The organism is Burkholderia sp. CpTa8-5 (genome assembly GCF_017815045.1).
Classification (GTDB): Bacteria; Pseudomonadota; Gammaproteobacteria; order Burkholderiales; family Burkholderiaceae; genus Burkholderia; species Burkholderia sola.
This window is the reverse complement of record NZ_JAGIQD010000029.1, coordinates 15197-37026: the sequence shown is the minus strand read 5'-3', so window position 1 is coordinate 37026 and position 21830 is coordinate 15197. Positions and strand designations below refer to the sequence as shown.

The 21830-nt window shown below is 70.5% G+C and carries 18 protein-coding genes; 14 read left to right on the top strand and 4 right to left on the bottom strand.

Translation table 11 applies throughout. The features are described 5' to 3' along the window. Window positions 1–16: 16 nt before the first annotated feature. Entirely contained in the window at window positions 17–1597 is a 1581-nt protein-coding gene (locus J8I35_RS29375; RefSeq protein WP_050014139.1) for an MFS transporter, read from the bottom strand. A gap of 83 nt (window positions 1598–1680) precedes the next feature. On the opposite strand from J8I35_RS29375, the gene J8I35_RS29370 reads away from it, so the two are divergent. Both J8I35_RS29370 and J8I35_RS29365 read left to right on the top strand, forming a co-directional pair. After that, complete coding sequence (locus J8I35_RS29370; RefSeq protein ID WP_209928337.1) at window positions 1681–2709, top strand: HlyD family secretion protein; 1029 nt, start codon at window positions 1681–1683, stop codon at window positions 2707–2709. After that, the gene (locus J8I35_RS29365) at window positions 2706–4142 is read left to right on the top strand and encodes an efflux transporter outer membrane subunit (RefSeq protein ID WP_209928333.1); all 1437 of its coding nucleotides are present in this window, start codon (window positions 2706–2708) and stop codon (window positions 4140–4142) included. Before J8I35_RS29370 ends, J8I35_RS29365 begins: the two co-directional genes overlap by 4 nt. A gap of 24 nt (window positions 4143–4166) precedes the next feature. Here the strand turns inward: J8I35_RS29365 and J8I35_RS29360 are convergent, their stop codons facing one another. Then, the gene (locus J8I35_RS29360) at window positions 4167–5438 is read right to left on the bottom strand and encodes an NAD(P)/FAD-dependent oxidoreductase (protein ID WP_050014136.1); all 1272 of its coding nucleotides are present in this window, start codon (window positions 5436–5438) and stop codon (window positions 4167–4169) included. A 221-nt stretch (window positions 5439–5659) separates the two neighbouring features. On the opposite strand from J8I35_RS29360, the gene J8I35_RS29355 reads away from it, so the two are divergent. The 12 genes from J8I35_RS29355 to J8I35_RS29300 all read left to right on the top strand — a co-directional run bounded on the left by J8I35_RS29355 (window position 5660) and on the right by J8I35_RS29300 (window position 18963). After that, window positions 5660–5932, top strand: coding sequence for a UBP-type zinc finger domain-containing protein (locus J8I35_RS29355; protein ID WP_209928332.1), 273 nt, complete (start codon window positions 5660–5662; stop codon window positions 5930–5932). A gap of 156 nt (window positions 5933–6088) precedes the next feature. After that, window positions 6089–6568: a VOC family protein gene (locus tag J8I35_RS29350; RefSeq protein WP_050014134.1), complete on the top strand. Its 480-nt coding sequence runs from the start codon at window positions 6089–6091 to the stop codon at window positions 6566–6568. A gap of 1 nt (window position 6569) precedes the next feature. Then, window positions 6570–7793: an FAD binding domain-containing protein gene (locus J8I35_RS29345; RefSeq protein WP_209928330.1), complete on the top strand. Its 1224-nt coding sequence runs from the start codon at window positions 6570–6572 to the stop codon at window positions 7791–7793. Window positions 7794–7866: 73 nt separating this feature from the next. Beyond that, window positions 7867–8226, top strand: coding sequence for a DUF485 domain-containing protein (locus J8I35_RS29340; RefSeq protein WP_204384610.1), 360 nt, complete (start codon window positions 7867–7869; stop codon window positions 8224–8226). Beyond that, window positions 8223–9908: a cation/acetate symporter ActP gene (gene actP / locus J8I35_RS29335; protein WP_209928329.1), complete on the top strand. Its 1686-nt coding sequence runs from the start codon at window positions 8223–8225 to the stop codon at window positions 9906–9908. The genes J8I35_RS29340 and actP overlap by 4 nt, the downstream gene beginning before the upstream one ends. Beyond that, window positions 9905–11035, top strand: a complete 1131-nt coding sequence (locus tag J8I35_RS29330; protein ID WP_209928326.1) for an amidohydrolase family protein — start codon at window positions 9905–9907, stop codon at window positions 11033–11035. The genes actP and J8I35_RS29330 overlap by 4 nt, the downstream gene beginning before the upstream one ends. Window positions 11036–11307: 272 nt before the next feature. Then, window positions 11308–12594 (top strand): cytochrome c, encoded by a 1287-nt coding sequence (locus tag J8I35_RS29325; RefSeq protein WP_209928322.1) that lies wholly within the window; start codon window positions 11308–11310, stop codon window positions 12592–12594. Next, a complete protein-coding gene (locus J8I35_RS29320; protein WP_050014128.1) occupies window positions 12591–13091 on the top strand; it encodes a (2Fe-2S)-binding protein in 501 nt (166 codons plus the stop codon). Before J8I35_RS29325 ends, J8I35_RS29320 begins: the two co-directional genes overlap by 4 nt. After that, window positions 13091–15352, top strand: coding sequence for a molybdopterin cofactor-binding domain-containing protein (locus J8I35_RS29315; protein ID WP_124557085.1), 2262 nt, complete (start codon window positions 13091–13093; stop codon window positions 15350–15352). Before J8I35_RS29320 ends, J8I35_RS29315 begins: the two co-directional genes overlap by 1 nt. Before the next feature lie 103 nt (window positions 15353–15455). Then, on the top strand, window positions 15456–16373 hold the full coding sequence (locus tag J8I35_RS29310) for a LysR family transcriptional regulator (RefSeq protein WP_050014126.1): 918 nt from the start codon (window positions 15456–15458) through the stop codon (window positions 16371–16373). 181 nt (window positions 16374–16554) lie between these two features. Continuing rightward, entirely contained in the window at window positions 16555–17772 is a 1218-nt protein-coding gene (locus J8I35_RS29305; RefSeq protein ID WP_204384617.1) for an MFS transporter, read from the top strand. Window positions 17773–17850: 78 nt separating this feature from the next. Further along, on the top strand, window positions 17851–18963 hold the full coding sequence (locus tag J8I35_RS29300) for an alkene reductase (protein WP_209928320.1): 1113 nt from the start codon (window positions 17851–17853) through the stop codon (window positions 18961–18963). Window positions 18964–19057: 94 nt separating this feature from the next. Here J8I35_RS29300 and J8I35_RS29295 read toward each other — a convergent pair whose 3' ends face one another. Further along, on the bottom strand, window positions 19058–19732 hold the full coding sequence (locus J8I35_RS29295) for a phosphohydrolase (RefSeq protein WP_209928319.1): 675 nt from the start codon (window positions 19730–19732) through the stop codon (window positions 19058–19060). An 81-nt stretch (window positions 19733–19813) separates the two neighbouring features. Continuing rightward, window positions 19814–21712, bottom strand: a complete 1899-nt coding sequence (locus J8I35_RS29290) for an amidohydrolase (protein ID WP_050014175.1) — start codon at window positions 21710–21712, stop codon at window positions 19814–19816. Window positions 21713–21830 lie beyond the last annotated feature (118 nt).

Genomic DNA, 21830 nt, shown 5'->3' with positions numbered 1-21830 from the left:
TCGCGCGGCGCCGCGCTCACGGCGCCCGCACCGGGCGCAGCAGGATGCCGAGCAGCGCGCCGGCGAGCGCGAACGCCATCGCCACGCGGAAGTTGTCGGCCAGCGCGAGCGTCGTGGCCTGCACGCGCACCGCGCGATCGACGAGCGCGTAGGTCGCCTGGTTGCCCGTCGCGAACGTGGCGCCATGCGCGACCAGCGACGCCGCGCCGGCCCGCAGCCGTTCGAGCGTTTCCGGATCCGACAGCGACACATGCAGACCGACGAGATTCGAATGGGTAGCCTCCCTGATCCGCTGAATCACCGCGATCGACGTCGTGCCGAGCTGCCCGCTCAGCAGGCGCGTCGTCTGCACGACCGCGCCGAACGTCAGCGCATGCTCGGCCGTCACGTGCCGGCCGAAGAACACGATGACCGATGTGAGCGCCATCGTCTGGCCGAGCGCCTGCAGCAATTGCGACGGAATGAAATCGGGCTCGGCCCATACCGGCGTGAGCCGCGAGCCGAGCGCGAACGCAATCGCCACCATCGCGAAGCCGGCGACGATCAGCCGGCGCGGGTCGACACGCTGCAGCAACAGCGCGACGCACGGCGCGAACAGCAGCTGCGGAATCGCGATCCAGCGCAGCGTATCGCCGATCTGCAGCGGGCGCAGCCCGTAGGTGCTGGCAAGGAACAGCGACGGGATGAAGCTCGTGTTGAGCACGGTGAAGCGCACGAGGCCGACGAGCACGATCAGCAGCGCGATGTTGGGCCGCGCCAGGTAGCCGAGATCGATGCCCGCGCGCGGCGACGCGAGTTCGTGGATCAGGAACGCGGCGATCATCAGGATGCCGGCGGCCAGCAGCGCGACGATCAGCGGCGACTGCAGCCAGAACAGCCGCTCGCCCTGGTCGAGCGCGATGCACAGGCACGCGAACCCGCCCGCGCCGAGCAGCATCCCGCGCGCGTCGATGCCGGACGCGAAGCGCTTGATCGGCTCGTCGGGGAGCGACAGCATCAGGCACGCGATGAACGGCACGGTCAGCGCCGCGTTCTGCCAGAACAGCCAGCGCCAGCTCAGGTGTTCGCTGTACCAGCCTTCGAGCGTGGCCGACAGGTTCAGCGACATCTCCAGATTCATCGCATAGGCGGCGATGCCGAACGGAATCAGCCGCGGCGGCAGCGTGCGCACGACGAAGCCGATCGTCAGCGGCACGAACACGCCGGACGCGAGCCCCGCGATCGCCTGGCACACGATGAACGCGCCGAATTGCGTGCAGAGCGGCAGCACGGTTTCCGCGCCGAGAAACACCACGGCGCCCGCGACCAGCACGCGGCGCGTGCCGAACATGAAGGCCGCCGCGATCGCGAGCGGCCCGACGAACATCTGCGATGCGGTAAACGCGGTGTTGATCCACGCGCCTTCGTCGAAGCCGACGCCCAGCGCGCCACGAACGTCGGCCAGCCCGAGCGACGTGATGCGCGACGTCAGCGTCGCGATGATCGCGCCGAGCAGCACGGCCGCGATCGCGGCGATCGACCGAAACGTCGGAATGTCGGAGGCCGGCCCTGCGGCCGGCGCCGGCATGGCACTGCCGGTGGCGAACGTCGTGTTCATCGTCGAGCGGCTCCCGCCTGTCAAGCTGGCGCAAGCATAACGCGGTGCGTCGAATCCTGCCCGTACAACGGAGTTTGCCGATCATGACCCCACCCTCACCCGCGCCGTCGCCCGCCGTGCCTGCGCGTTCCCGCAAGCCGGCCATCGTCGCGATCGCCGCGATCGCGCTGCTGCTCGTCGCGTTGCTCGCGTACGAGTTCGACGCACGCGATCGCGGCACCGATGATGCATACGTGACCGGCCACCTGCACGTGATCTCGCCGCGCGTGTCCGGCACGGTCGAGCGCGTGCTCGTCGACGACAACCAGTTCGTGCACGCGGGCGACGCGCTCGTGCAGATCGACCGGCGCGACTTCGACGTGCGCGTCGCCGCGCAGCGCGCACGCGTCGCGCAGGCGCATGCCGATGCGAGCCGCGCCCACGCGCTGATCGAGCAGGCGAACGCGGCGCTCGTGTCGGCGCACGCCGATGCCGAAAAAGCCGAACTCGATTACGCGCGGGCACGCGAACTGACCCGCGAGACGCCGCGCGGCTTGTCGAAGCAGGAGTTCGATGCGGCCGATGCCGCGCGCAAGTCCGCCCGCGCGCGCGTCGCGGCGGCCGATGCGCAACGGCGCAGCGCCCTCGCCGCCGCCCAGGCCGCCGACGCCGCGTCGAGCCAGAACGATGCCGAATTGCGCGACGCACTGCTGCAGCTCGGCTACACGGCGGTCGTCGCGCCGTCGGACGGCTACGTCGGCAAGAAGACCGTCGAGACCGGCGAGCATGTCGCGCCCGGCCATGCGCTGCTCACGCTGGTCGAGCCGCATCCGTGGATCGTCGCCAATTTCCGCGAGACGCAGTTGCGGCACGTACGCGCCGGCGACGCCGTGCAACTGCGCTTCGATGCGCTGCCGGAACGCGCGTTCAGCGGCCGCATCGACAGCCTGTCGCCCGCGACCGGCGCGCAATTCGCGCTGCTGCCGCCCGACAACGCGACCGGCAACTTCACGAAGGTCACGCAGCGCGTCCCCGTGAAGATCCTGCTGGACGGCCCGGCCGCGACGGAGCCGCGCATCCGGCCCGGGCTGTCGGTCGTCGTCACGCTGCAACCCGGCGGCGCAGCGCGATGAAGCGCGCCTTCGCCGTACTCGCCGCGAGCCTGCTGGCCGCCTGCTCGATCGCGCCGCAGCCGCTCGCGCCCGTCCCGGTCGGGCGCGACGGGTTCCGCCATGCCGATCCGTCGACCGATGCGCGCGCGCCGTCGCTCGCGGCGTGGCCTGCGTGGCTCGGCGACCCGCAACTCGGCCGCCTCGTCGACGCCGCGCTCGCGCACAACCTCGACATCCGCGCGGCGGCCGCGCGCGTCGACCAGGCGCAGGCGCTGCTCGGCGTGCGCGAGGCCGCGCTGGCGCCGGCCGTGCGCGTCGACCCGTCGTTCAGCCGCACGCGCGTATCCGGCACGGTCGACAACGCGCTGCCGAAGCGCACGATGCACAACTGGTCGGTTCCGGTCGCCGCGAGCTACGAAGTCGATCTATGGGGACGCTTGCGCGGCGACGCCGACGTCGGCGAACAGAACGTGCTGCAGGCGGCGGCCGACCGCGATGCGGTGCGTTTGCGGGTGGCGACCGAAGTGGCCGTCGACTACCTGACGCTGCGCTACGTCGACGACGATCTCGTGACGCTCACGCGCGCGATCGGGCTGCGGCGCACCGCGCTCGACGTGATCGCCGCGCGCGTGCGGGCCGGCGCGGCGAGCGATCTCGACGGACTGCGCGCGTCCGCCGATCTCGATACCGCGCATGCCGATCTCGCGGAGAGCCGCCGGCTGCGCGAGAACCTCGTCGACGCCATCGCGGTGCTGACCGGCGTGTCGCCGACCGCGTTCGACGTCGACGCGGGCGCCGTGCCCGTGCAGGTGCCGGATGTGCCGGCCGGGCTGCCGTCCGCGTTGCTCGCCCAACGCCCGGACGTATTCGCGGCGGCCCGGCGCGCCGACGCGGCGTCGCTCGAGCTGGGCATCGCGCGCACCGCGTGGCTGCCGACGCTGACGCTGACCGCCGACGGCGGTTTCGCCACCCGCGACCTGCGCTCGTTTCTCGACCGCAACAGCTCGCTGTGGAGTCTCGGCGCGAACGTCGCGCTGACGCTGTTCGACGGCGGCAAGCGCGACGCGGCGGTGGCCGCCGCGCGGGCCGGCACGGACGTCGCAGACGCCAACTATCGCGCGACCGCGATCGCTGCGTTGCGCGACGCGCAGGACGCGCTCAACGACATCGCCGCGCAAAAGGAGCGGATCGTGCGCTACGACCATGCGGCACACGCGACCGACGCCGCGGCGCGGCTGTCGCTGAGCCGTTACGCGCACGGTTACGTCAGCTACCTGGAAGTGATCGACGCCGATCGCGATGCGCTGAATGCGCGGCGCCAGCTGATTCACAGCCGGCAGGCGCTGGCCGTCGCGACGGTGAGCCTCGTGCGCGCGTTGGGCGGCGGATGGACACCGCCGGCGCGCGCCGGCCGGGACGGGTTACGCGACGCGACGCAGGCCGACGCGCGATGAAGGATCGAATGGCCGGCGAACGCGTCACACGAGCGCGAGCCGATGCGCATCCTCGCCGAGAAACCGGTGCACGAAGGTCACGGCCATCGCGCCTTCGCCGACCGCCGACGCGACGCGCTTGACCGATCCCGATCGCACGTCGCCGGCCGCGAACGATCCCGGCACGCTGGTTTCCAGATGGTACGGCCGCCGCTCGAGCGGCCATACGCGCTCGAACGCGGGACAGTCGTACAGGTCGCCGCCGGTCACGAGATAACCGTCCGGATTGCGAATGATGTCGGTGTCCTTCGCCCAGTCGGTATTCGGCGCGCCGCCGATGCACACGAACAGGCGCGTGGCCGGCAGCCGTTCGCGCGTGCCGTCGGCCGAGCGAAGCTCGATCGCGTCGAGCCAGCCGTCGCCATGCAGCGCGGCGACGCTCGACCGGTAGCGAACCTCGATGTTCGGCGTCCGCTCGATCCGGTCGATCAGGTAGCGCGACAGCGTGTCGGCGAGCGACGCCCCGCGCACGAGCATCGTCACCTGGCGCGCATGCCGCGCGAAATTCATCGCGGCCTGGCCGGCCGAATTGCCGCCGCCGACGATGAACACCTGCTCGCCCGCGCACATCGGCGCTTCGCTCGACCCGGCGCCGTAGAACAGCCCCGCATTCAGAAACGCCGGCTCCTCCGGCAGCCCGAGGCTCCGATATTCGATGCCGGTCGCGCAGATGTTCGCGCGCGCGACCAGGATCGATCCGTCGGCGAGCTCGACGCGGATCTTGCCGTCGACGAACGTCGCATGCACGCCTTCACGCATCGTCAGCAGTTCGACGCCGAACTTCACCGCCTGCTCGCGCGCGCGTTCGGCGAGCTCCGCGCCCGGGATGCCGTCCGGGAAGCCCATGTAGTTCTCGATCAGCGAACTCGTGCCGGCCTGCCCGCCGATCGCGCCGCGCTCGATCACGACCGCGCGCAGCCCTTCGGACGCCGCGTAGACCGCCGCCGACAGCCCGGCCGGCCCCGCGCCGTAGATCGACACGTCGTATTCGACGAAACGCGGGCGCGCGACCCAGCCGAGCCGCGCCGCGATTTCGGCCAGGGTCGGCTGGTACAGGCGCGAGCCGTCCGGAAAGATCACGACCGGCAGCCGGATGTCGTGCAGCGGCGCGATGCCGAGCACTTGCGCGCAGTCGGCGTCGGATGTCAGCTCGCACCAGTCGTACGCAATCATGCGCCGCTGCAGGAAATCGCGGATCGCATACGCGTCCCTGCTGCGCGGCAGGCCGACGATCCGCACGTGTTGCGGTTGATCCATGAGCGCCTCCCGAGGATGTCGATGTCGAATGCGGCCCGGCCGGTGCCCGCGCCGGACGCATTCGCGACTGTACGCCGTCGCCGCGCGCCGCGCGGGCCGCTTCATGACAATTAAGGTGCGGCCGCGACGCGACGCTGCACAATGCCGCGTACCCCTCCCGCTTGCGGCTTCGCGCCGGCCGTGCCGCAAGCGTCGCTCCCGCGCCGGCACCGGAGCGCAAGATGACCAACGCCTGTACGCATCTCGACGAAGCACGCGTGTTCGACACCGACAAGGACTACTGTGAGGAATGCGTCAAATCGGGCAGCCGCTGGGTACATTTGCGGATGTGCCTGATCTGCGGGCACATCGGCTGCTGCGACTCGTCGCCGAATCGCCACGCGAGCCGGCATTTCCGCGAAACCGGCCACCGGCTCGTCCGCTCGATCGAGCCCGGCGAGCGCTGGATCTGGTGCTACGCGGACGAAGTCGTGGCCGGCGAAGTTCCGTCGTAACGCGACACGCGGCGCCATCGGCGCCCGTTCGTCCCCGATTCGCGCCCGATTCCGGGCCAAGGGTTAACACGACTCGATCACGGCTTTGCGCTGCGCCGTTTTCGACCTACAATTTATCGAACGATAACTTATCCTTCGATAAACGAGAGGTTCGTCATGCCCGTATCTCGACTCGCGCATTACTCGATCCGCACGCCCGATCTCGAAGCATCGTGCCGCTTCTACGAACGCGTGCTCGGCTTCAGACGCGGCTACCGCCCGCCGTTCGACTTTCCGGGCGCGTGGCTCTACCTCGGTGACGACGAAGCCGATTACGGCACGGTCCACCTGATCGGCATCGATCCGGCCAACCCGAACGGGCTCGCCGCGTATCTCGGCGACAAGCCCGTGCCGGCCGCGGGCACCGGCACCGTCGACCACATCGCATTCGTCGCGACCGGCGTCGAGGCGATGTGGCGCACGCTGCGTGCCGAACACATCGCGTGGCGCGACCGCACCGTGCCGAGCCTCGGATTGCATCAGGTCTTCATCGAGGATCCGTCGGGCGTGACGATCGAACTGAACTACCCGGCCGCCGAAGTCGCCGGCCTCGACATGCGCGGCGCCGCAGCGCCCGCCGCTACCCGTGGAGACTGACATGAGCATCCATTCGACGCATCGCAAGGCCGCCATCGTCGGCGGCTCGCTGGGCGGGCTGTTCGCCGCGAACCTGTTGCTGCGCAACGGCTGGGACGTGGACGTGTTCGAACGCGTGCCCGACGCGCTGTCCGGCCGTGGCGCCGGCATCGTCACGCATCCGGAGCTGTTCGACGTGCTGCGCGCGGCCGGCGTGCGCGTCGACGCATCGATCGGCGTGAACGTCGAATCGCGCGTCACGCTCGCGCGGGACGGCTCGCTCGCATCCGAGCGGCAACTGCCGCAGACGCTGACCGCATGGAGCAAGATGTACCACGTCCTGCGCGCCGCGCTGCCCGACCAGCACCATCACGCGGGGGCCGTCGTCGCCGACGTCGCGGACGGGCCCGAGCACGCCACGCTCACGCTGGCCGACGGCTCGGTCGTGCATGCCGACCTCGTCGTCGCGGCCGACGGCTTCCGTTCGGCGATCCGCGAACGATTCCTGCCGGACGCGCGCCTGCAGTACGCGGGCTACGTCGCGTGGCGCGGCCTCGTCGACGAGCGCGAACTGTCGGAGCGCACGCACGCGACGCTGTTCGACAAGTTCGCGTTCGGCCTGCCGCCGCGCGAGCAGATCCTCGGCTACCCGGTCGCCGGCCAGCACAACAGCACGCGGCCCGGCGAGCGCCGCTACAACTTCGTGTGGTATCGCGCGACCCGCGAGGACGCCGACCTGCCCAACCTGCTCACCGACGCGACGGGCAAGCTGTGGGCGACCGGCATTCCGCCGACGCTGATCCGCCGCGACGTGCTCGCCGACATGGAAGACGCCGCGCATGCATTGCTCGCGCCGCAGTTCGCGGAAGTCGTGTCGCGCGCCGCACAGCCGCTGTTCCAGCCGATCTACGACCTCGAGGTGCCGCGCATGGCGTTCGGCCGCATCGCGCTGCTCGGCGATGCCGCATTCGTCGCGCGGCCGCACTGCGGGATGGGCGTCACGAAGGCCGCGGGCGATGCGCTTGCGCTGGTCGGCGCGCTGGCCGCGCATGCCGATCCGCTGGATGCACTGCACGCGTACAGCGAAACGCGCACCGCGTTCGGCGCCGCGATCGTGGAACACGCGCGCCATCTCGGCGCATACATGCAGGCGCAACTGAAGAACGACACCGAACGCGAGATGGCCGAACGCTACCGTACCGCGGAAGTCGTGATGCGCGAAACGGCCGTGCCGCCGCGGTTCTGACCGCCGGCGGGCGCATGGACGACGTCTCGCGCCCGCCGCATCGCGCCCCATCCAATACCGACAAGGAGACACCGTGAACCGTTCGATTCCGGCCGCCGCCGGCCCCGCACCCGATCAGGACGTGCCCGCCGCGGCCACGCATCCGCTGCTGCGCGATGCCCGCTTCCGCCATCTCGTCACGCGAAGGCGGCGATTCGCGTGGTCGCTGACCGCCGTCATGCTCGCGCTTTACTTCGCGTTCATCCTGTCGCTGGCGTTCTCGCCGGCATGGCTCGGCCGGCCGATCGTGCCGGGCCGCCCGACCACGTGGGGCATCCCGGCCGGCTTCGGCATGTTCGTCGCGACGTTCGCGCTCGTCGCGCTGTACGTGCGGCGTGCGAATGCGGTGCATGACGCGCTCGTCGCGTCGATCCGCGACGGAGGCGGCCAATGAAACGCACCTTCGCCATCCTCCTCGCTGCAACCGCGAGCGCAGCCGCGGCGCCGGCGTTCGCGGCGGGCTCCGCGCCGCTCGCGCACCCGCACAATCCGGTCGCCATCGGCATGTTCGTGCTGTTCGTCGCGTCGACGCTCGTCATCACGCGCTGGGCCGCCCGCCAGAACCGCAGCGTCGCCGATCATTACGCGGCCGGCGGCCGCATCACCGCGCTGCAGAACGGCTGGGCGATCGCCGGCGACTACATGTCGGCCGCATCGCTGCTCGGCATCTCCGCGCTCGTGTTCACGAGCGGTTACGACGGGCTGATCTATTCGGTCGGCTTTCTCGCGAGCTGGCCGATCATCCTGTTCCTGATCGCGGAGCCGTTGCGCAACCTCGGCAAGTACACGCTCGCCGACGTCGTGTCGTACCGGCTGCAGCCACGGCCGATCCGCGCGTTCGCCGCGTCGAGCTCGATCGTCATCGTCCTGCTGTATCTCGTGTCGCAGATGGTCGGCGCCGGCAAGCTCGTCGAGCTGCTGTTCGGGCTCGACTACACGGCCGCGGTGGTGATCGTCGGCGTGCTGATGGTCGTCTACGTGTTCTTCGGCGGCATGCTCGCCACCACGTGGATCCAGATCGTCAAGGCCGTGCTGCTGCTCGCCGGCGCGGCATTCATGGCGTTCATGGTGCTGAGCCGCTTCGGCTTCAGCCTCGACGCACTGTTCGCGCAGGCGCTGCGCGTCCATCCGAAGCACGCGGCCATCATGCGGCCGGGCGGCCTCGTGTCCGACCCGGTGTCCGCGGTGTCGCTCGGGCTCGCGCTGATCTTCGGCACGGCCGGCCTGCCGCACATCCTGATGCGCTTCTTCACGGTCGGCGACGTCGGCGCGGCGCGCAAGAGCATCCTCCATGCAACCGGCATCGTCGGCGCCGGCTATGCATTGATCATCGTGATCGGCTTCGGCACGATCGCGCTCGTCGCGGCGGACCCGCGGTATCACGATGCGTCCGGCGCGGTGGCCGGCGGCGCGAACATGGTGGCGATCCATCTCGCGCATGCGATCGGCGGCAACTTTTTCCTCGGCTTCATCTGCGCGGTCGCGTTCTCGACGATTCTCGCCGTGGTCGCGGGGCTGACGCTCGCCGGCTCGTCGGCGATCTCGCACGACCTCTATGCGAACGTGCTGCGCCGCGGCCAGGCGACCGACCGCGAAGAAATGCGCGTCGCACGCGCGACGACGCTGGTGCTCGGCGTGCTCGCGATCGTGCTGGGCATCGCATTCGAGAAGCAGAACATCGCGTTCATCGTCAGCCTCACGTTCTCGATCGCCGCCAGCTCGAATTTCCCGGTGTTGCTGCTCTCGATCTACTGGCGCGGCCTGACGACGCGCGGCGCGGTGGTCGGCGGCACGATCGGGCTCGTCACGGCGGTCACGCTCACCGTGCTGAGCCCGACCGTCTGGGTACAGGTGCTCGGCCACGCGCACGCGCTCTACCCGTACGAATATCCGGCGCTGTTCTCGATGGCCGCCGCGTTCGTCGCGATCGTCGCGGTGTCGGCCACCGACGGCTCGGCCCGCGCGCGACGCGAACGCGCGCGGTTCGACGCGCAGCTCGTCGCATGCGAACTCGGCGCCCTCCCGCGCCAGGGCACGCCACAACACGACAATCACGACCTGGAGACGATCCGATGACCTGCCCCTGCTGCCTGCCCACCGGCCGGCGCCGCATGCTCGGCACATTCGCCGCGCTTGCCGTCGCGGCCCTTGCCGGACGTCCGGCCGCGGCGGCGCAACCGGCGCCCGCCTCGGCCGCTGCAGCCATGCTGCCGGCCCGGCGTCCACGCGCGATCGACATCCACGCGCACTATTACCCGGAAAGCTTCTGCGACCTCGTCGGCGGCGAAGGCAAGCGGTTCGGCGGCGCATTCGCGTGCGACGACACGACGTTCACGTTCCGCACGCCGGCCGGCGGCCTCGGGCCGCTGCCGATGAAATTCATCGACGTCGACGCGCGGCTCGAGGACATGGACGCGTCGGGCGTCGACGTGCAGGCGCTGTCGCTGAGCGTGCCGATGGCGTACTGGGGCGACCGGCCGTTCAACGCGAAACTGGCGCGCACGTGGAATACGGCCGCGTCGCGCGTGCACCAGCGGCATCCGGCGCGCTTCGTCGTCCTCGCGACGCTGCCGATGCTCGACGCGACCGATGCGATCGACGAGCTCGAGCGCGCGTCGGCGCTGCCTGGCGTGCGCGGCGTGTACATGGGCACGAACATCGACAACCGCGACCTCGACGATCCGCAGTTCGCGCCGGTGTTCGCGCGCATCGAGCAACTCGGGCTGCCGGTGTTCCTGCACCCGCAGCAAACCGTCGGCGGCGCGCGCCTCGGCGATTTCTACCTGAGCAACCTGCTCGGCAATCCGTTCGATACGGCAATCGCCGCTTCGCACCTGATACTCGGCGGCGTGCTCGACCGCCATCCGGCGCTGCACGTCACGCTGCCGCATGCGGGCGGCGCGCTGCCGGTCCTCGCCGGCCGGCTCGACGCCGGGTGGACCGTCCGGCCGGAAACGCGCCGGCTCGCGCAACAGCCGAGCAGCTATCTGCGGCGCTTCAGCTACGACACGGTGTCCCACTCGGGGCCGGTGCTGAACTTTCTGATCGAGAACGTCGGCATCGACCGGCTGGTGCTCGGCAGCGACTATTGCTTCGACATGGGCTACGCGCAACCGGTGCGTTTTCTCGACCGGCTGGACCTGCCCGACGACCAGCGCGCGCTGGTGCTCGGCGGCAATGCGGGCCGGCTGCTGCGGATCTAGCGCGTGCGTGCCGGGTGCCGCCGAACCGGGCCGGAACCCGTTCAGAACGTTTCAGCCGGGTTTCAGGAAATGACGCGGGCGTCTGCGTAGACTGGCTGCAAGAGCAACCGCGCTGGCCAGCCTGCGCGCCTTTTCGATTGATGGAGTGACAACGTGGATCCAGTTGCCAATCACCGCCGCGCAGCCACGCGTTCGCGGCCCGGCCAGCCGACGCACGACGCCCCGGGCGCGCCGCGCACGACGTGCGGCGCACCGCTTCGCGCGGAGCGCACATGAAGCACAAACGACTCTGGTTCGGCGCGGCCGGCATCGCGATCGCGGGCATCGCGGTCGCGATCGGCATCATGGTGCGGCCGTCGATCGCGCCGATCGATCCGCCCGCCCCTGCTTCGTTCGATCCGCAACTGGTGCGCGCCGGCGCGCGGGTCGTCGCGCTCGGCGACTGCATCGTGTGCCACACCGCGAAGAACGGCAAGCCGTTCGCGGGCGGCTTGCCGCTCGCGACGCCGTTCGGCACGATCTACGCGACCAACATCACGCCGGACGCCGAAACGGGGATCGGGCGCTGGTCGCGCGACGCCTTCGCCCGTGCGTTGCGCACCGGCATCGGCCGCAACGGCCAGCCGCTCTACCCGGCGTTTCCGTACATTCATTTCACGCGGATGTCGGACGACGACATCGCCGCCGCATACGCGTACCTGATGACGCGTGAACCGGTACATGCGACGGCGCCCGCCAACGACCTGATCTTTCCGCTGAACTTCCGGCCGCTGGTCGCGTTCTGGAACGTGCTGTTCCTGCGCGAAGGCGCGTATCAACCCGACCCCGCGCAGTCCGCGCAATGGAACCGCGGCAGGATGCTCGTCGACGGGCTCGGCCACTGCGCATCGTGCCATTCGCCGCTGAACGCGATCGGCGGCGAGCAGCGCGGCCGTGCATTCGACGGCGGCATCGTCGACGGTTGGGAAGCGCCGCCGCTCAATGCGCTCGGCCAGGCCGCGCGCCCGTGGACACAGGCGCAGCTCGTCACCTACCTGCGCACCGGCCGCGCGAGCGAGCACGGCGCGGCGGCCGGGCCGATGCTGCCGGTCACGCGCGACCTCGCGACGGTGCCGGTGGAGGACGTCGACGCGATCGCCGCGTACATCCTGTCGATCCAGAAGCCGGCGACCGCGCGTGCGGCCGCGGCAACGGCCGCGGGCGAACACACCGCGACGACGCCGGCCGCGCAGCGCGGCGCGACGCTGTTCCAGGCATCGTGCGCGCAGTGCCACGGGCCGGCCGCGCCGATGCAGTCGATCGGCGAGCGGCCGACGCTCGCGTTCAGCACGGCAGTCAACGCCGATACGCCGCGCAACGCGATCCAGATGATGTTCAACGGCATCGGCTGGCACGGCGAGGACACGCTCAACTACATGCCGTCGTTCATCGACCAGTACGACGACGCGCAGATCGCCGATCTCGCCGCGTACGTGCGCGAGACCTATACCGATCGTCCCGCGTGGGCGGGCGTCGACGCGATGGCCGCGAAGCTCAGAAAAGAGGACACCGCACGATGATTACCCTCACCGTCAACGGCGTGCGGCACACGCTGGACATCGATCCGTCCACGCCGCTGCTGTACGCGCTGCGCAACGACCTGCACCTGCACGGCGCGAAGTTCGGCTGCGGCCTCGGCCAATGCGGCGCCTGCACCGTGATCGTCGACGGCAAGCCGACCTTCTCGTGCCTGATGCCGGTGGCCGCGGTCGGTTCGCGCAGCGTGCGCACCATCGAGAGCCTCGGCACCGCCGAGCATCCGGGCCCGCTGCAGCGCGCGTTCATCGAGCACCAGGCCGCGCAGTGCGGCTACTGCATCGCCGGGATGATCATGCGCGCGCAGGCGCTGCTCGAACGCAATCCGAAGCCGACCGAACAGGAACTGCGCACGCACATGGAACCGAACCTGTGCCGCTGCGGCACGCACATGCGGATTCTCGCGGCGGTGCGCTCGGTCGCGGGGCTGCCGGCCCCCGAACCGGCTTCCGCTCCCGTCACGATCAGCAAGGGGCTGTGATGAATTCCCACGACGACATCGACGAAGGCCGCCGGCACTTCATCGTCTCCGGCGCGCTGTTCGTCGCGTTCACGCTCGCGCCCGCGTCGCGCGCGGCCGCGCAGCTGGTGATCGCCGACGAAGGCGCGGCCGTGCACGTGGCGAAGGCCACGCAGGCGCTCGCCGGCAGCCTGAAGACCAATCCGCTGCTCGATGCATGGGTCAAGATCGCGCCCGACGGCAAGGTCACCGTGTACACCGGCAAGGTCGAGCTCGGCACCGGCGTGCGCACCGCGCTGCTGCAGGTGGCCGCCGAGGAACTCGACATGAAGCCGTCGCTGATCACGTTCCTGACCGCCGACACCGGCGCGTCGCCGGACGAAGGCTTGACCGCCGGCAGCCATACGATGGCCGACAGCGGCTCCGCGCTGCTGAACGCGACCGCGCAGGTGCGCGCGCTGCTGGTCGAAGGCGCGGCGAAACGCTTCGGCGTCGATCCGCGCGTGCTGACGACCGCCGATGCGGTGATCACGGCGCCCGACGGCCGCACGATGACCTACGGCGACGCGATCCGCACGGTCGACCTGCACCGCAACGCGACGCCCACGTCGCCGCTGAAGAGCCCGGCGACATTCGCGGTGATCGGCACGTCGCTGCCGCGCGTCGACATCCCGAACAAGGTCACGGGCGGCGTCAGCTACGTGCAGGACATGCAGCTGCCCGGCATGCTGCACGCGCGCGTCGTGATGCCGCCGGTGTACGACGCGAAACTGCTGTCGTTCGACGAAGCCGCGATCCTGAAGCTGCCGGGCGTCGTACGGATCGTGCGCAACGGCAGCATGCTCGCGGTGGTCGCGCAGGGCGAGTGGCAGGCGGTGGTCGCGCAGCGCGCGCTCGCCGCCGGCTGCCAGTGGTCGCCGGGCCGCAAGCTGCCCGAGCGCAGCACCGTGCACGCGGACCTGAAGCGGATCTCGACGCAGCGCATCGAGATCGCGAACACGCACGCGGCCACCGCGCCGGCCGCGAAGACGCTGAACGCGACGTTCCTGAAGAACTACCTGTTGCACGGGTCGATCGGGCCGTCGTGCTCGGTCGCGCATCTCGAGAACGGGATGATGACGGTGTGGACCCACTCGCAGGGCGTCTATCCGCTGCGCGACGCGCTCGCGGAGATGCTGTCGATGCCGAAGGCGAACATTCGCTGCATTCACACCGAAGGCTCCGGCTGCTACGGCCACAACGCGGCGGACGACGTGGCCGCACATGCGGCGCTGATCGCCGCCGCGATGCCGGGCAAGCCGATTCGCGTGCAATGGATGCGCGAACAGGAACACACCTGGGATCACTTCACGCCCGCGATGGTGACCGAGGTCAGCGCATCGCTCGACGCGAGCGGCCGCATCGTCGACTGGAACTATGCGCTGTGGAGCAGCTCGCACAACGAGCGGATCGTCAACGCGGGCCGGCTGCTGCCCGCGCGCATGCTCGAGCCGCCGTTCGTGCCCGCGCCGTCGACGCCGATGCTGCAACCGGAGGGCGGCGGCGACCGCAACGCGATCCCGCTGTACGCGCTGCCGAACCAGCACATCGTCAACCACTTCTCGCCGACGATGCCGCTGCAGACGTCCGCGATGCGTTCGCTCGGCGCGCACACGAACGTCTGGGCGATCGAAAGCTTCATGGACGAGCTCGCGCACGCGGCCGGCGTCGATCCGGTCGAATTCCGGCTGCGCCACATGGAAGACCATCGCGCGCGGCAGGTGATCCAGCTCGCCGCGAAGCACTTCGGCTGGCCGCGGCCGCCGCGCGCGCGCAACCGCGGCGTCGGCTTCGCGTTCGGCAAGTACAAGAACCTGATGGCCTACGTCGCGATCGCGGTCGAGGTGTCGGTCGTGCCGGAAACCGGCCAGGTGACGCTCGAACACGCGGAAGCCGCCGTCGACGCGGGCCAGATCGTGTCGCCGGACGGCATCCGCAACCAGATCGAGGGCGGCATCGTGCAGGCCGCGAGCTGGACGCTGTACGAGGCGCTGAAGTACGACACGGAACGGATTCGCAGCTTCGACTGGAGCAGCTACCCGATCCTGCGCTTCTCGGCCGCGCCGCAGAACGTGAAGGTCCATCTGGTCAATCGCCCCGGCGCGCCGTTTCTCGGCGCGGCCGAGGCGTCGATGGGGCCGACCGCCGGCGCGCTGGCCAACGCGATCTTCGACGCGACCGGCCAGCGCCTGCGCGAAATGCCGTTTGCCGGCGACGCGCTGAGAAAGCGCATCGACGCGTAGCGGTCGGTCGCATTCGCTGCGCGACACGCCCTATCCGATACACGACAAGATGGCGCCGGCACGCACCGGCGCCGCATGCCGACAGGCGGGAGAACTTCCGACGATGGATACCTTGCTTTCGATGCGCGTGTTCACGCGCATCGTCGAAACCGGCAGCTTCACGCGCGCATCCGACACGACCGGCCTCACCACGCCGCGCGTGTCCGCGCTGCTGAGCGCACTCGAGCAGCATCTCGGCTGCCGATTGCTGAACCGCACCACGCGCCGCATCTCGCTGACCGAGGACGGCCAGGCGTATTACGAACGCGCCGTCGCGGTGCTGCGCGAGATCGACGACATGGAGGCGTCGGTGTCGCAGGCCCGCAACGTGCCGCGCGGCCGGCTGAAAGTGAACCTGCCGCCCGCGATGGCGAAGCAGGTCGTCGTGCCCGCGCTGCCGGCGTTTCTCGACGCCCATCCGGACATCATGATCGAACTCGGCGTGACCGACCGGCAGATCGACCTCGTCGGCGAAGGGGTCGACTGCGTGGTGCGCATCGGCGCGCTCGACGATTCGGGGATGATCGCGCGGCGGATCGGCAGCCTGACCACCTGCACGTGCGGCTCGCCCGCGTATTTCGCGCGGTGCGGCGAGCCGGAGACCGTCGACGATCTCGCGCAGCACGTGGCGGTCAGTCACATCTCGGCCGACACCGGGCGACCGCGCCCGTGGGATTACGTCGTCGACGGCGAGCCGCGCATCGTGCAGATGTGCGGCACGGTGGCCGTCAACGACGCGGACAACTACATCGAGTGCGGCGTCGCCGGCATCGGCCTGATCAAGACATCGCTGTACCTCGTCGAGCCTTACCTGAAATCGGGCCGGCTTCGCGAGGTGCTGACCGATTTCAACGCGCCGGCCAGGCCGATTTCGGTGCTGTATCCGCCCAATCGCCACATCCCGGTCAAGCTGAAGGTGTTCGTCGACTGGCTCGCGGGCCTGTTCGAGCAGATTCCGACGCTGCAGGGCAAACGCGGCTGACCCCACCGGGCGCGGCACTTTTGCGTGCCGCGCAACGCTCGATTGCGCGGCGTCTCGCTTCCGGTTTTATCGATTGATCAATAGTATGGACGGCAATGCGGTGCACCGTAGCGCGGCCGAGCGAACCCGATGCCGGCGCGACGCTTCGGTGTCCGGCCTTTCCCTTTTCCAGGAGTCGATCATGTCAACGGATTCAACACCGCTCGCGCCGCCCGCGCACGGCGTCAAACTCACGCAGGGGCTGATCCTGCTGTTCGCGTTCAGCTGCGGCGCGATCGTCGCGAACCTGTATTACGCACAGCCGATCACCGAGCTCATCGCGCCGAGCCTGCACATGTCCGGCAACACGGCGAGCCTGATCGTGTCGCTGACGCAGATCGGCTACGCGCTCGGGCTGTTCTTCATCGTGCCGCTCGGCGACCTGCTCGAAAACCGCAAGCTGATGATCGTGACGGCCATCGTGTCGATCGCGAGCCTCGCGGCGGCCGCGTTCGTGCGCACGCCCGGGCTCTTCCTCGCGATTTCGCTGCTGATCGGGTTCAGCTCGGTGGCCGTGCAGATCCTCGTGCCGCTCGCCGCGCACCTCGCGCCCGACCATTCGCGCGGCCGCGTCGTCGGCACGATCATGAGCGGGCTGCTGCTCGGCATCCTGCTCGCGCGGCCGCTGTCGAGCGTCGTCGCCGACGCGTTCGGCTGGCGCTTCGTGTTCGCGGCCGCGGCCGTGCTGATGACGCTCGTCACGGCCGTGCTCGCGCTGACGATTCCGTCGCGCCAGCCCGATCATCGCGCAACCTATTTCGAACTGATCGGCTCGCTGCTGCACCTCGTTCGCACGATGCCGGTGCTGCGTCACCGCGCGTTCTACCAGGGCCTGATGTTCGCGTCGTTCAGCCTGTTCTGGACCGCCGTGCCCGTCGAGCTGACGCGTCACTACGGGTTGTCGCAATCGGCGATCGGCCTGTTCGCGCTGGTCGGCGCGATCGGCGCGACGTCGGCGCCGGTGGCCGGACGCCTCGCGGATGCCGGCCATACGGTGCGCGCGACGCTGATCGCGCTGGTTGCCGGCGCGCTCGCGTATGCGGTCGGGGTCGTGCACGGCGCCGGCCTGTACGGGCTCGTCGTCACCGGCATCGTGCTCGACTTCGCGGTGCAGATGAACATGGTGCTCGGCCAGCGCGAGATCTACGCGCTGCATGCGGCGAGCCGCAACCGGCTCAATGCGCTGTACATGACGAGCATCTTCGTCGGCGGCGCCATCGGCTCCGCGCTCGCGAGCCCGCTGTACGAACACGGCGGCTGGCCGCTCGTCGCCGCGGTGGCCGGCGCGTTCCCGATCGTCGCGCTCGGCCACTACCTGCTCGTCGGGCGGCCGCACGCGCAACGTCACGCCGCGGGTTGATCCATCGTCACCCATCGAATCGATCCGTTCGCGGGGCGCAAAGCCGCCCCGCTCCCCGTCGAACCACAGGAGTCCATCATGTCTTCCCTGCTCAGTGCCTACGATCTGCACGGCCTCGCGCTGCCGAACCGCGTCGTGATGGGGCCGATGACGCGCTCGCGCTCGCCGTCGCGCGGCCTGCCCACCGAACTGATGGCCGAGTACTACGCGCAGCGCGCGTCGGCCGGCCTGATCGTGACCGAGGCCACCAACGTCAGCCCGGCGTCCGCCGCATTCGAGCTGACGCCCGGTCTCGTCGACGATGCGCAAGCCGCCGCGTGGAAAACCGTCACCGACGCCGTCCATGCGAACGGCGGACGCATCTTCGCGCAGCTGTGGCACGGCGGCCGCGTCAGTTCGCTGACGCTGCTCGGCGGCGCCGCGCCGCTGTCGCCGTCCGGCGTGAACGACGACCTCGAACAGTTGCAGGTGTGGGCGCAGTTGCAGAACGGCTACTACACGAAGATTCATGCGACACCATCGCGCGCGATGACGACCGATGAAGTCGTCGCGGCCGTCGACGAATTCCGGCAGGCCGCCGCGCACGCGATGGCCGCGGGCTTCGACGGCGTCGAGATCCATGCGGCCAACGGCTATCTGCCGCACCAGTTCCTGTCGTCGACGCTGAACCGCCGCGACGATCGCTACGGCGGTTCGGTCGCGAACCGCGCGCGCTTTCTCGAGGAAATCGTCGACGCGGTCGGCGGCGTGATGCCGCTGAACCGCGTCGGCGTGCGCATCTCGCCGTACGCGAAATACAACAACGTGCGCGACGCCGATCCGGACGCGACGCTCGCGTACGTCGGCCGGATGCTCGACGCGGCGGGCGTCGCGTACCTGCACGCGGCCGACACCAACGGCTGGAGCGGCGAGCCCGATCTGCCGCGCATCGTCGAGCACGCGCGCCGGTCGTTCCACGGCACGCTGATCGTCAACGGCGGCATTTCGCCGGACGCGGCGAACGCGCTGATCGACGCGGGCGACGCCGATCTCGTCGCGTTTGCGCGCGCGTATATCGCGAACCCGGATCTCGTCGAGCGCATCGCGGCCCGCGCACCGCTCGCGGAGCCGAAGGCCGCCGGCTGGTACGGCGGCGACCGCGCCGGCTACGTCGACTATGCGCGGTACGATGCGGCGCCGTCGCACGCGTGACCCGCACATGCGGCGCGCCACGTGCGGCATCCCGCGCGCGGCCGCGCGCCGCAGCCGGTCGAGCGTGCGGCTGCCGCACGCTCGACCGGGGCCGTCACATGTCGTTCCACCGCGCGCCCAGCACGCGGCCGCAGAAATTCGGCCGATGAAAATCCGGATCCGCGCGTTCGAGCACGTCGGCGCTCCACGTGCCGAAGGTCGACTGCGGCCGGTGCGCGACGCCGCGCGCGACCAGGTCGAGAAACGCTTCGGGGAAATCGCCCGCGCGCGGATACGCGGCAAGGAGCGCGTCGCGCTCGTGGGCCATGTACGCGTCGAAGTCGGTCGCCATCAGGTCCGTCGACACCGCGCGCGCCAATGCGCGCGCGAGCGGCGACGCGCGGACGGCCACGCCCGGCGTCGTATGCAGCGCGATCGCGTGCCACACGTCGTCGCGCATGCGCCGCGACCGGCGATGCCGCAGCAGCAACGCGTGCGCGGCATCCGCGCCGTCGAGCTCGTAGCGTTCGGTCGAACGGCCGTACGCCGGGCTCAGCCCCATGTTGGCGTACATCGCGGCGACATACAGTGCATCGGCATCGCACGCGTCGCCCGCCCGCCGCGCGGCGAGCGACGCGAACACGAACACGCGCGCCGCGTGATCGACGAGCGCGGCGGGCAACGACGCGCGGGCCGCGTCGGCTGCCTCGACCGCAACGGGCGTGCGCGGAATGCGAACGCCGGCCACTTCGTCGCCGGTGGCCGATGCGCGCGGGTGCGCAGCATTCATCCTGTCTCCTTCATGCCCCGCGCACGGGGCGGAAAATCGTTCAATGCACGGCGGCGTGCGTCGCGCACCGGCACGCGCCGCTCAAAACGCGACGCAGCAGCGGCCGAAGGCTTCGCAGCGTTCGGCGGCCGCGCTTGCGGTCGGATAGCGCGACCGCGCGAAGCGGCGTCCGTGACCGCGCGCGCGGCACGCATCGATGCCGGGCGCCGCGCATGCGTCGCCCGCCGCCGACGCGTGCGGCGCGTCGCGGCCGCCGGCGCCCGCCGCATCGGCGACGCCGCCTGCGGCGACCGGCGACCATACGGGGCTGACGGGCGGCGGCGGCGGCGCCAGCGGCGAGAATTCCTGCTCCGCGTGCACGACCTTGCCGTCGACGACCGTCAGCACCGACGACAACGTCGGGATACGCCGCGCGTCGACCGTGAAATAGTCGTCGCTCAGCACCGCGAAGTCGGCGTATCGGCCGGGCACCAGCGCGCCCTTGCGATGCTCGTCCGCGGAGAACCACGCGCTGCCGACCGTGTAGCGGCGCAGCGCCTCCATCCGGCCGAGCCGGTTGCGCGCCGGATACAGCGCGGTGCCGCCCACGCTGCGCCCCGACACCATCCAGTACAGTGCGACGAACGGGTTGTAGCTCGCCGCGCCCGTCGCGCCCGAACCGGCGCCGACCGGCAGCCCGGCCGCGAGCATCGCGCGGATCGGCGGCGCGCGCGTGGCCGCCGCCGCCCCATGGCGCGCGATGAACGCTTCGCCCTGGAACGCCATGCGCGGCTGCACGGTGATGCCGCCGCCGAGCGCCGCGACGCGCGCGATATTGGCATCCGAAATCGTCTCGCAGCGGTCGAAGCTCCAGCGCAGCCCGTCGAACGGCGTGTCGCGATCGATCGCTTCGAATACGTCGAGGAAGCGGCCGATCGATTCGTCGTAGGTCGCATGCAGCCGGAACGGCCAGCGGTGACGCACCAGCAGCCGGACGATCGCCGCCAGCTCCGCGTCGACCGACGCGGGCAGGTCGACGCGCGGTTCGAGAAAATTCCCGAGATCGACGGCCGAGCACAGCAGCCGCTCGCCCGCGCCGCTCGTGCGCAGGAATGCGTCGCCGCGGTCGGGTGCCGTCAGCGCGATCCATGTCGCGAAGTCGTCGAGCTCGCGGCCCGCGTGCCGCGCGCCCAGCGCATACGCGATGCGCGTCGTCAATTCGCCGCGCCGCGCGAGCGTCGCGACCGCCGCATAGTCGTCCGGATACGCGAGACCGTCGCCGCCGGCGTCGATCGCGCTCGTCACGCCGACGCGGTTCAGCGCGCGCATGAACTGCCGCGTCGAGTTGACGCGGTCGTCCGCATCGAGCATCGGCGCGCGGGCGAGCGCCGCGCCGAGCACCGCCGGGTCCGGGCGCGCGAGCAGCAGCCCGGTCGGCCGCCCATGGCGGTCGCGCCGCAACTCGCCGCCGGGCGGATCGGGCGTGTCGCGCCCGTAGCCGAGCGCGCGCAGCGCGGCCGCATTCAGCCACGCGCTGTCGGCCAGATGCTGGATGAACACCGGCGTGTCGGGTGCGATCGCGTTGAGCTCGGCCGCCGTCGGGCCGCGCTTTTCCACGAACTGCAGCGCGGTCCAGCCGCCCGCCACGCGCGCCCAGTGCGGCGCGGGCGTGCGGCGGACCTGACGGCCGAGCAGCTCGAGCGCGTCGGCGAGCGACGGTACGCCGTCCCAGCGCACCTCGAGGTTGAAGTTCATGCCGCCGCGGATCGCCTGCAGGTGCGCGTCGATCAGGCCCGGAATCACGGTACGGCCGTTCAGATCGATTCGGGTCGTGTCGTCGTGCGCATGGCGCAGCACGTCGCGATCGTCGCCGGTCGCGACGATGGTCCCGTCCTTCACGGCGAGCGCGCGGACGAACGAGCGCTGTTCGTCCTGGGTCGCGATCTTGCCGTTGAACACGACGAGGTCCGCCGAACGCGCGGGTTCCGTCGCTCTAAGCACCGTCGAGTCTCCCGTGCGCGCCCGCGCGCGACGCCGCACGACACGCGCGGCTTCCCGCGGCGCGCGCGTCGGCACGCATGCTGCGATCGCGCGGCCGCACTGCCGTACCGGATTCGCG

What these genes read in the sequence shown, in the direction of transcription:
- J8I35_RS29325 (WP_209928322.1), top strand. Translation starts at nt 11,308, where the DNA reads ATGAAGCACAAACGACTCTGGTTCGGCGCGGCCGGCATCGCGATCGCG.
- J8I35_RS29355 (WP_209928332.1), top strand. Translation starts at nt 5,660, where the DNA reads ATGACCAACGCCTGTACGCATCTCGACGAAGCACGCGTGTTCGACACC.
- J8I35_RS29315 (WP_124557085.1), top strand. Translation starts at nt 13,091, where the DNA reads ATGAATTCCCACGACGACATCGACGAAGGCCGCCGGCACTTCATCGTC.
- J8I35_RS29330 (WP_209928326.1), top strand. Translation starts at nt 9,905, where the DNA reads ATGACCTGCCCCTGCTGCCTGCCCACCGGCCGGCGCCGCATGCTCGGC.
- actP (WP_209928329.1), top strand. Translation starts at nt 8,223, where the DNA reads ATGAAACGCACCTTCGCCATCCTCCTCGCTGCAACCGCGAGCGCAGCC.
- J8I35_RS29295 (WP_209928319.1), bottom strand. Translation starts at nt 19,732, where the DNA reads ATGAATGCTGCGCACCCGCGCGCATCGGCCACCGGCGACGAAGTGGCC.
- J8I35_RS29320 (WP_050014128.1), top strand. Translation starts at nt 12,591, where the DNA reads ATGATTACCCTCACCGTCAACGGCGTGCGGCACACGCTGGACATCGAT.
- J8I35_RS29305 (WP_204384617.1), top strand. Translation starts at nt 16,555, where the DNA reads ATGTCAACGGATTCAACACCGCTCGCGCCGCCCGCGCACGGCGTCAAA.
- J8I35_RS29360 (WP_050014136.1), bottom strand. Translation starts at nt 5,438, where the DNA reads ATGGATCAACCGCAACACGTGCGGATCGTCGGCCTGCCGCGCAGCAGG.
- J8I35_RS29300 (WP_209928320.1), top strand. Translation starts at nt 17,851, where the DNA reads ATGTCTTCCCTGCTCAGTGCCTACGATCTGCACGGCCTCGCGCTGCCG.
- J8I35_RS29350 (WP_050014134.1), top strand. Translation starts at nt 6,089, where the DNA reads ATGCCCGTATCTCGACTCGCGCATTACTCGATCCGCACGCCCGATCTC.
- J8I35_RS29365 (WP_209928333.1), top strand. Translation starts at nt 2,706, where the DNA reads ATGAAGCGCGCCTTCGCCGTACTCGCCGCGAGCCTGCTGGCCGCCTGC.
- J8I35_RS29345 (WP_209928330.1), top strand. Translation starts at nt 6,570, where the DNA reads ATGAGCATCCATTCGACGCATCGCAAGGCCGCCATCGTCGGCGGCTCG.
- J8I35_RS29370 (WP_209928337.1), top strand. Translation starts at nt 1,681, where the DNA reads ATGACCCCACCCTCACCCGCGCCGTCGCCCGCCGTGCCTGCGCGTTCC.
- J8I35_RS29310 (WP_050014126.1), top strand. Translation starts at nt 15,456, where the DNA reads ATGGATACCTTGCTTTCGATGCGCGTGTTCACGCGCATCGTCGAAACC.
- J8I35_RS29375 (WP_050014139.1), bottom strand. Translation starts at nt 1,597, where the DNA reads ATGAACACGACGTTCGCCACCGGCAGTGCCATGCCGGCGCCGGCCGCA.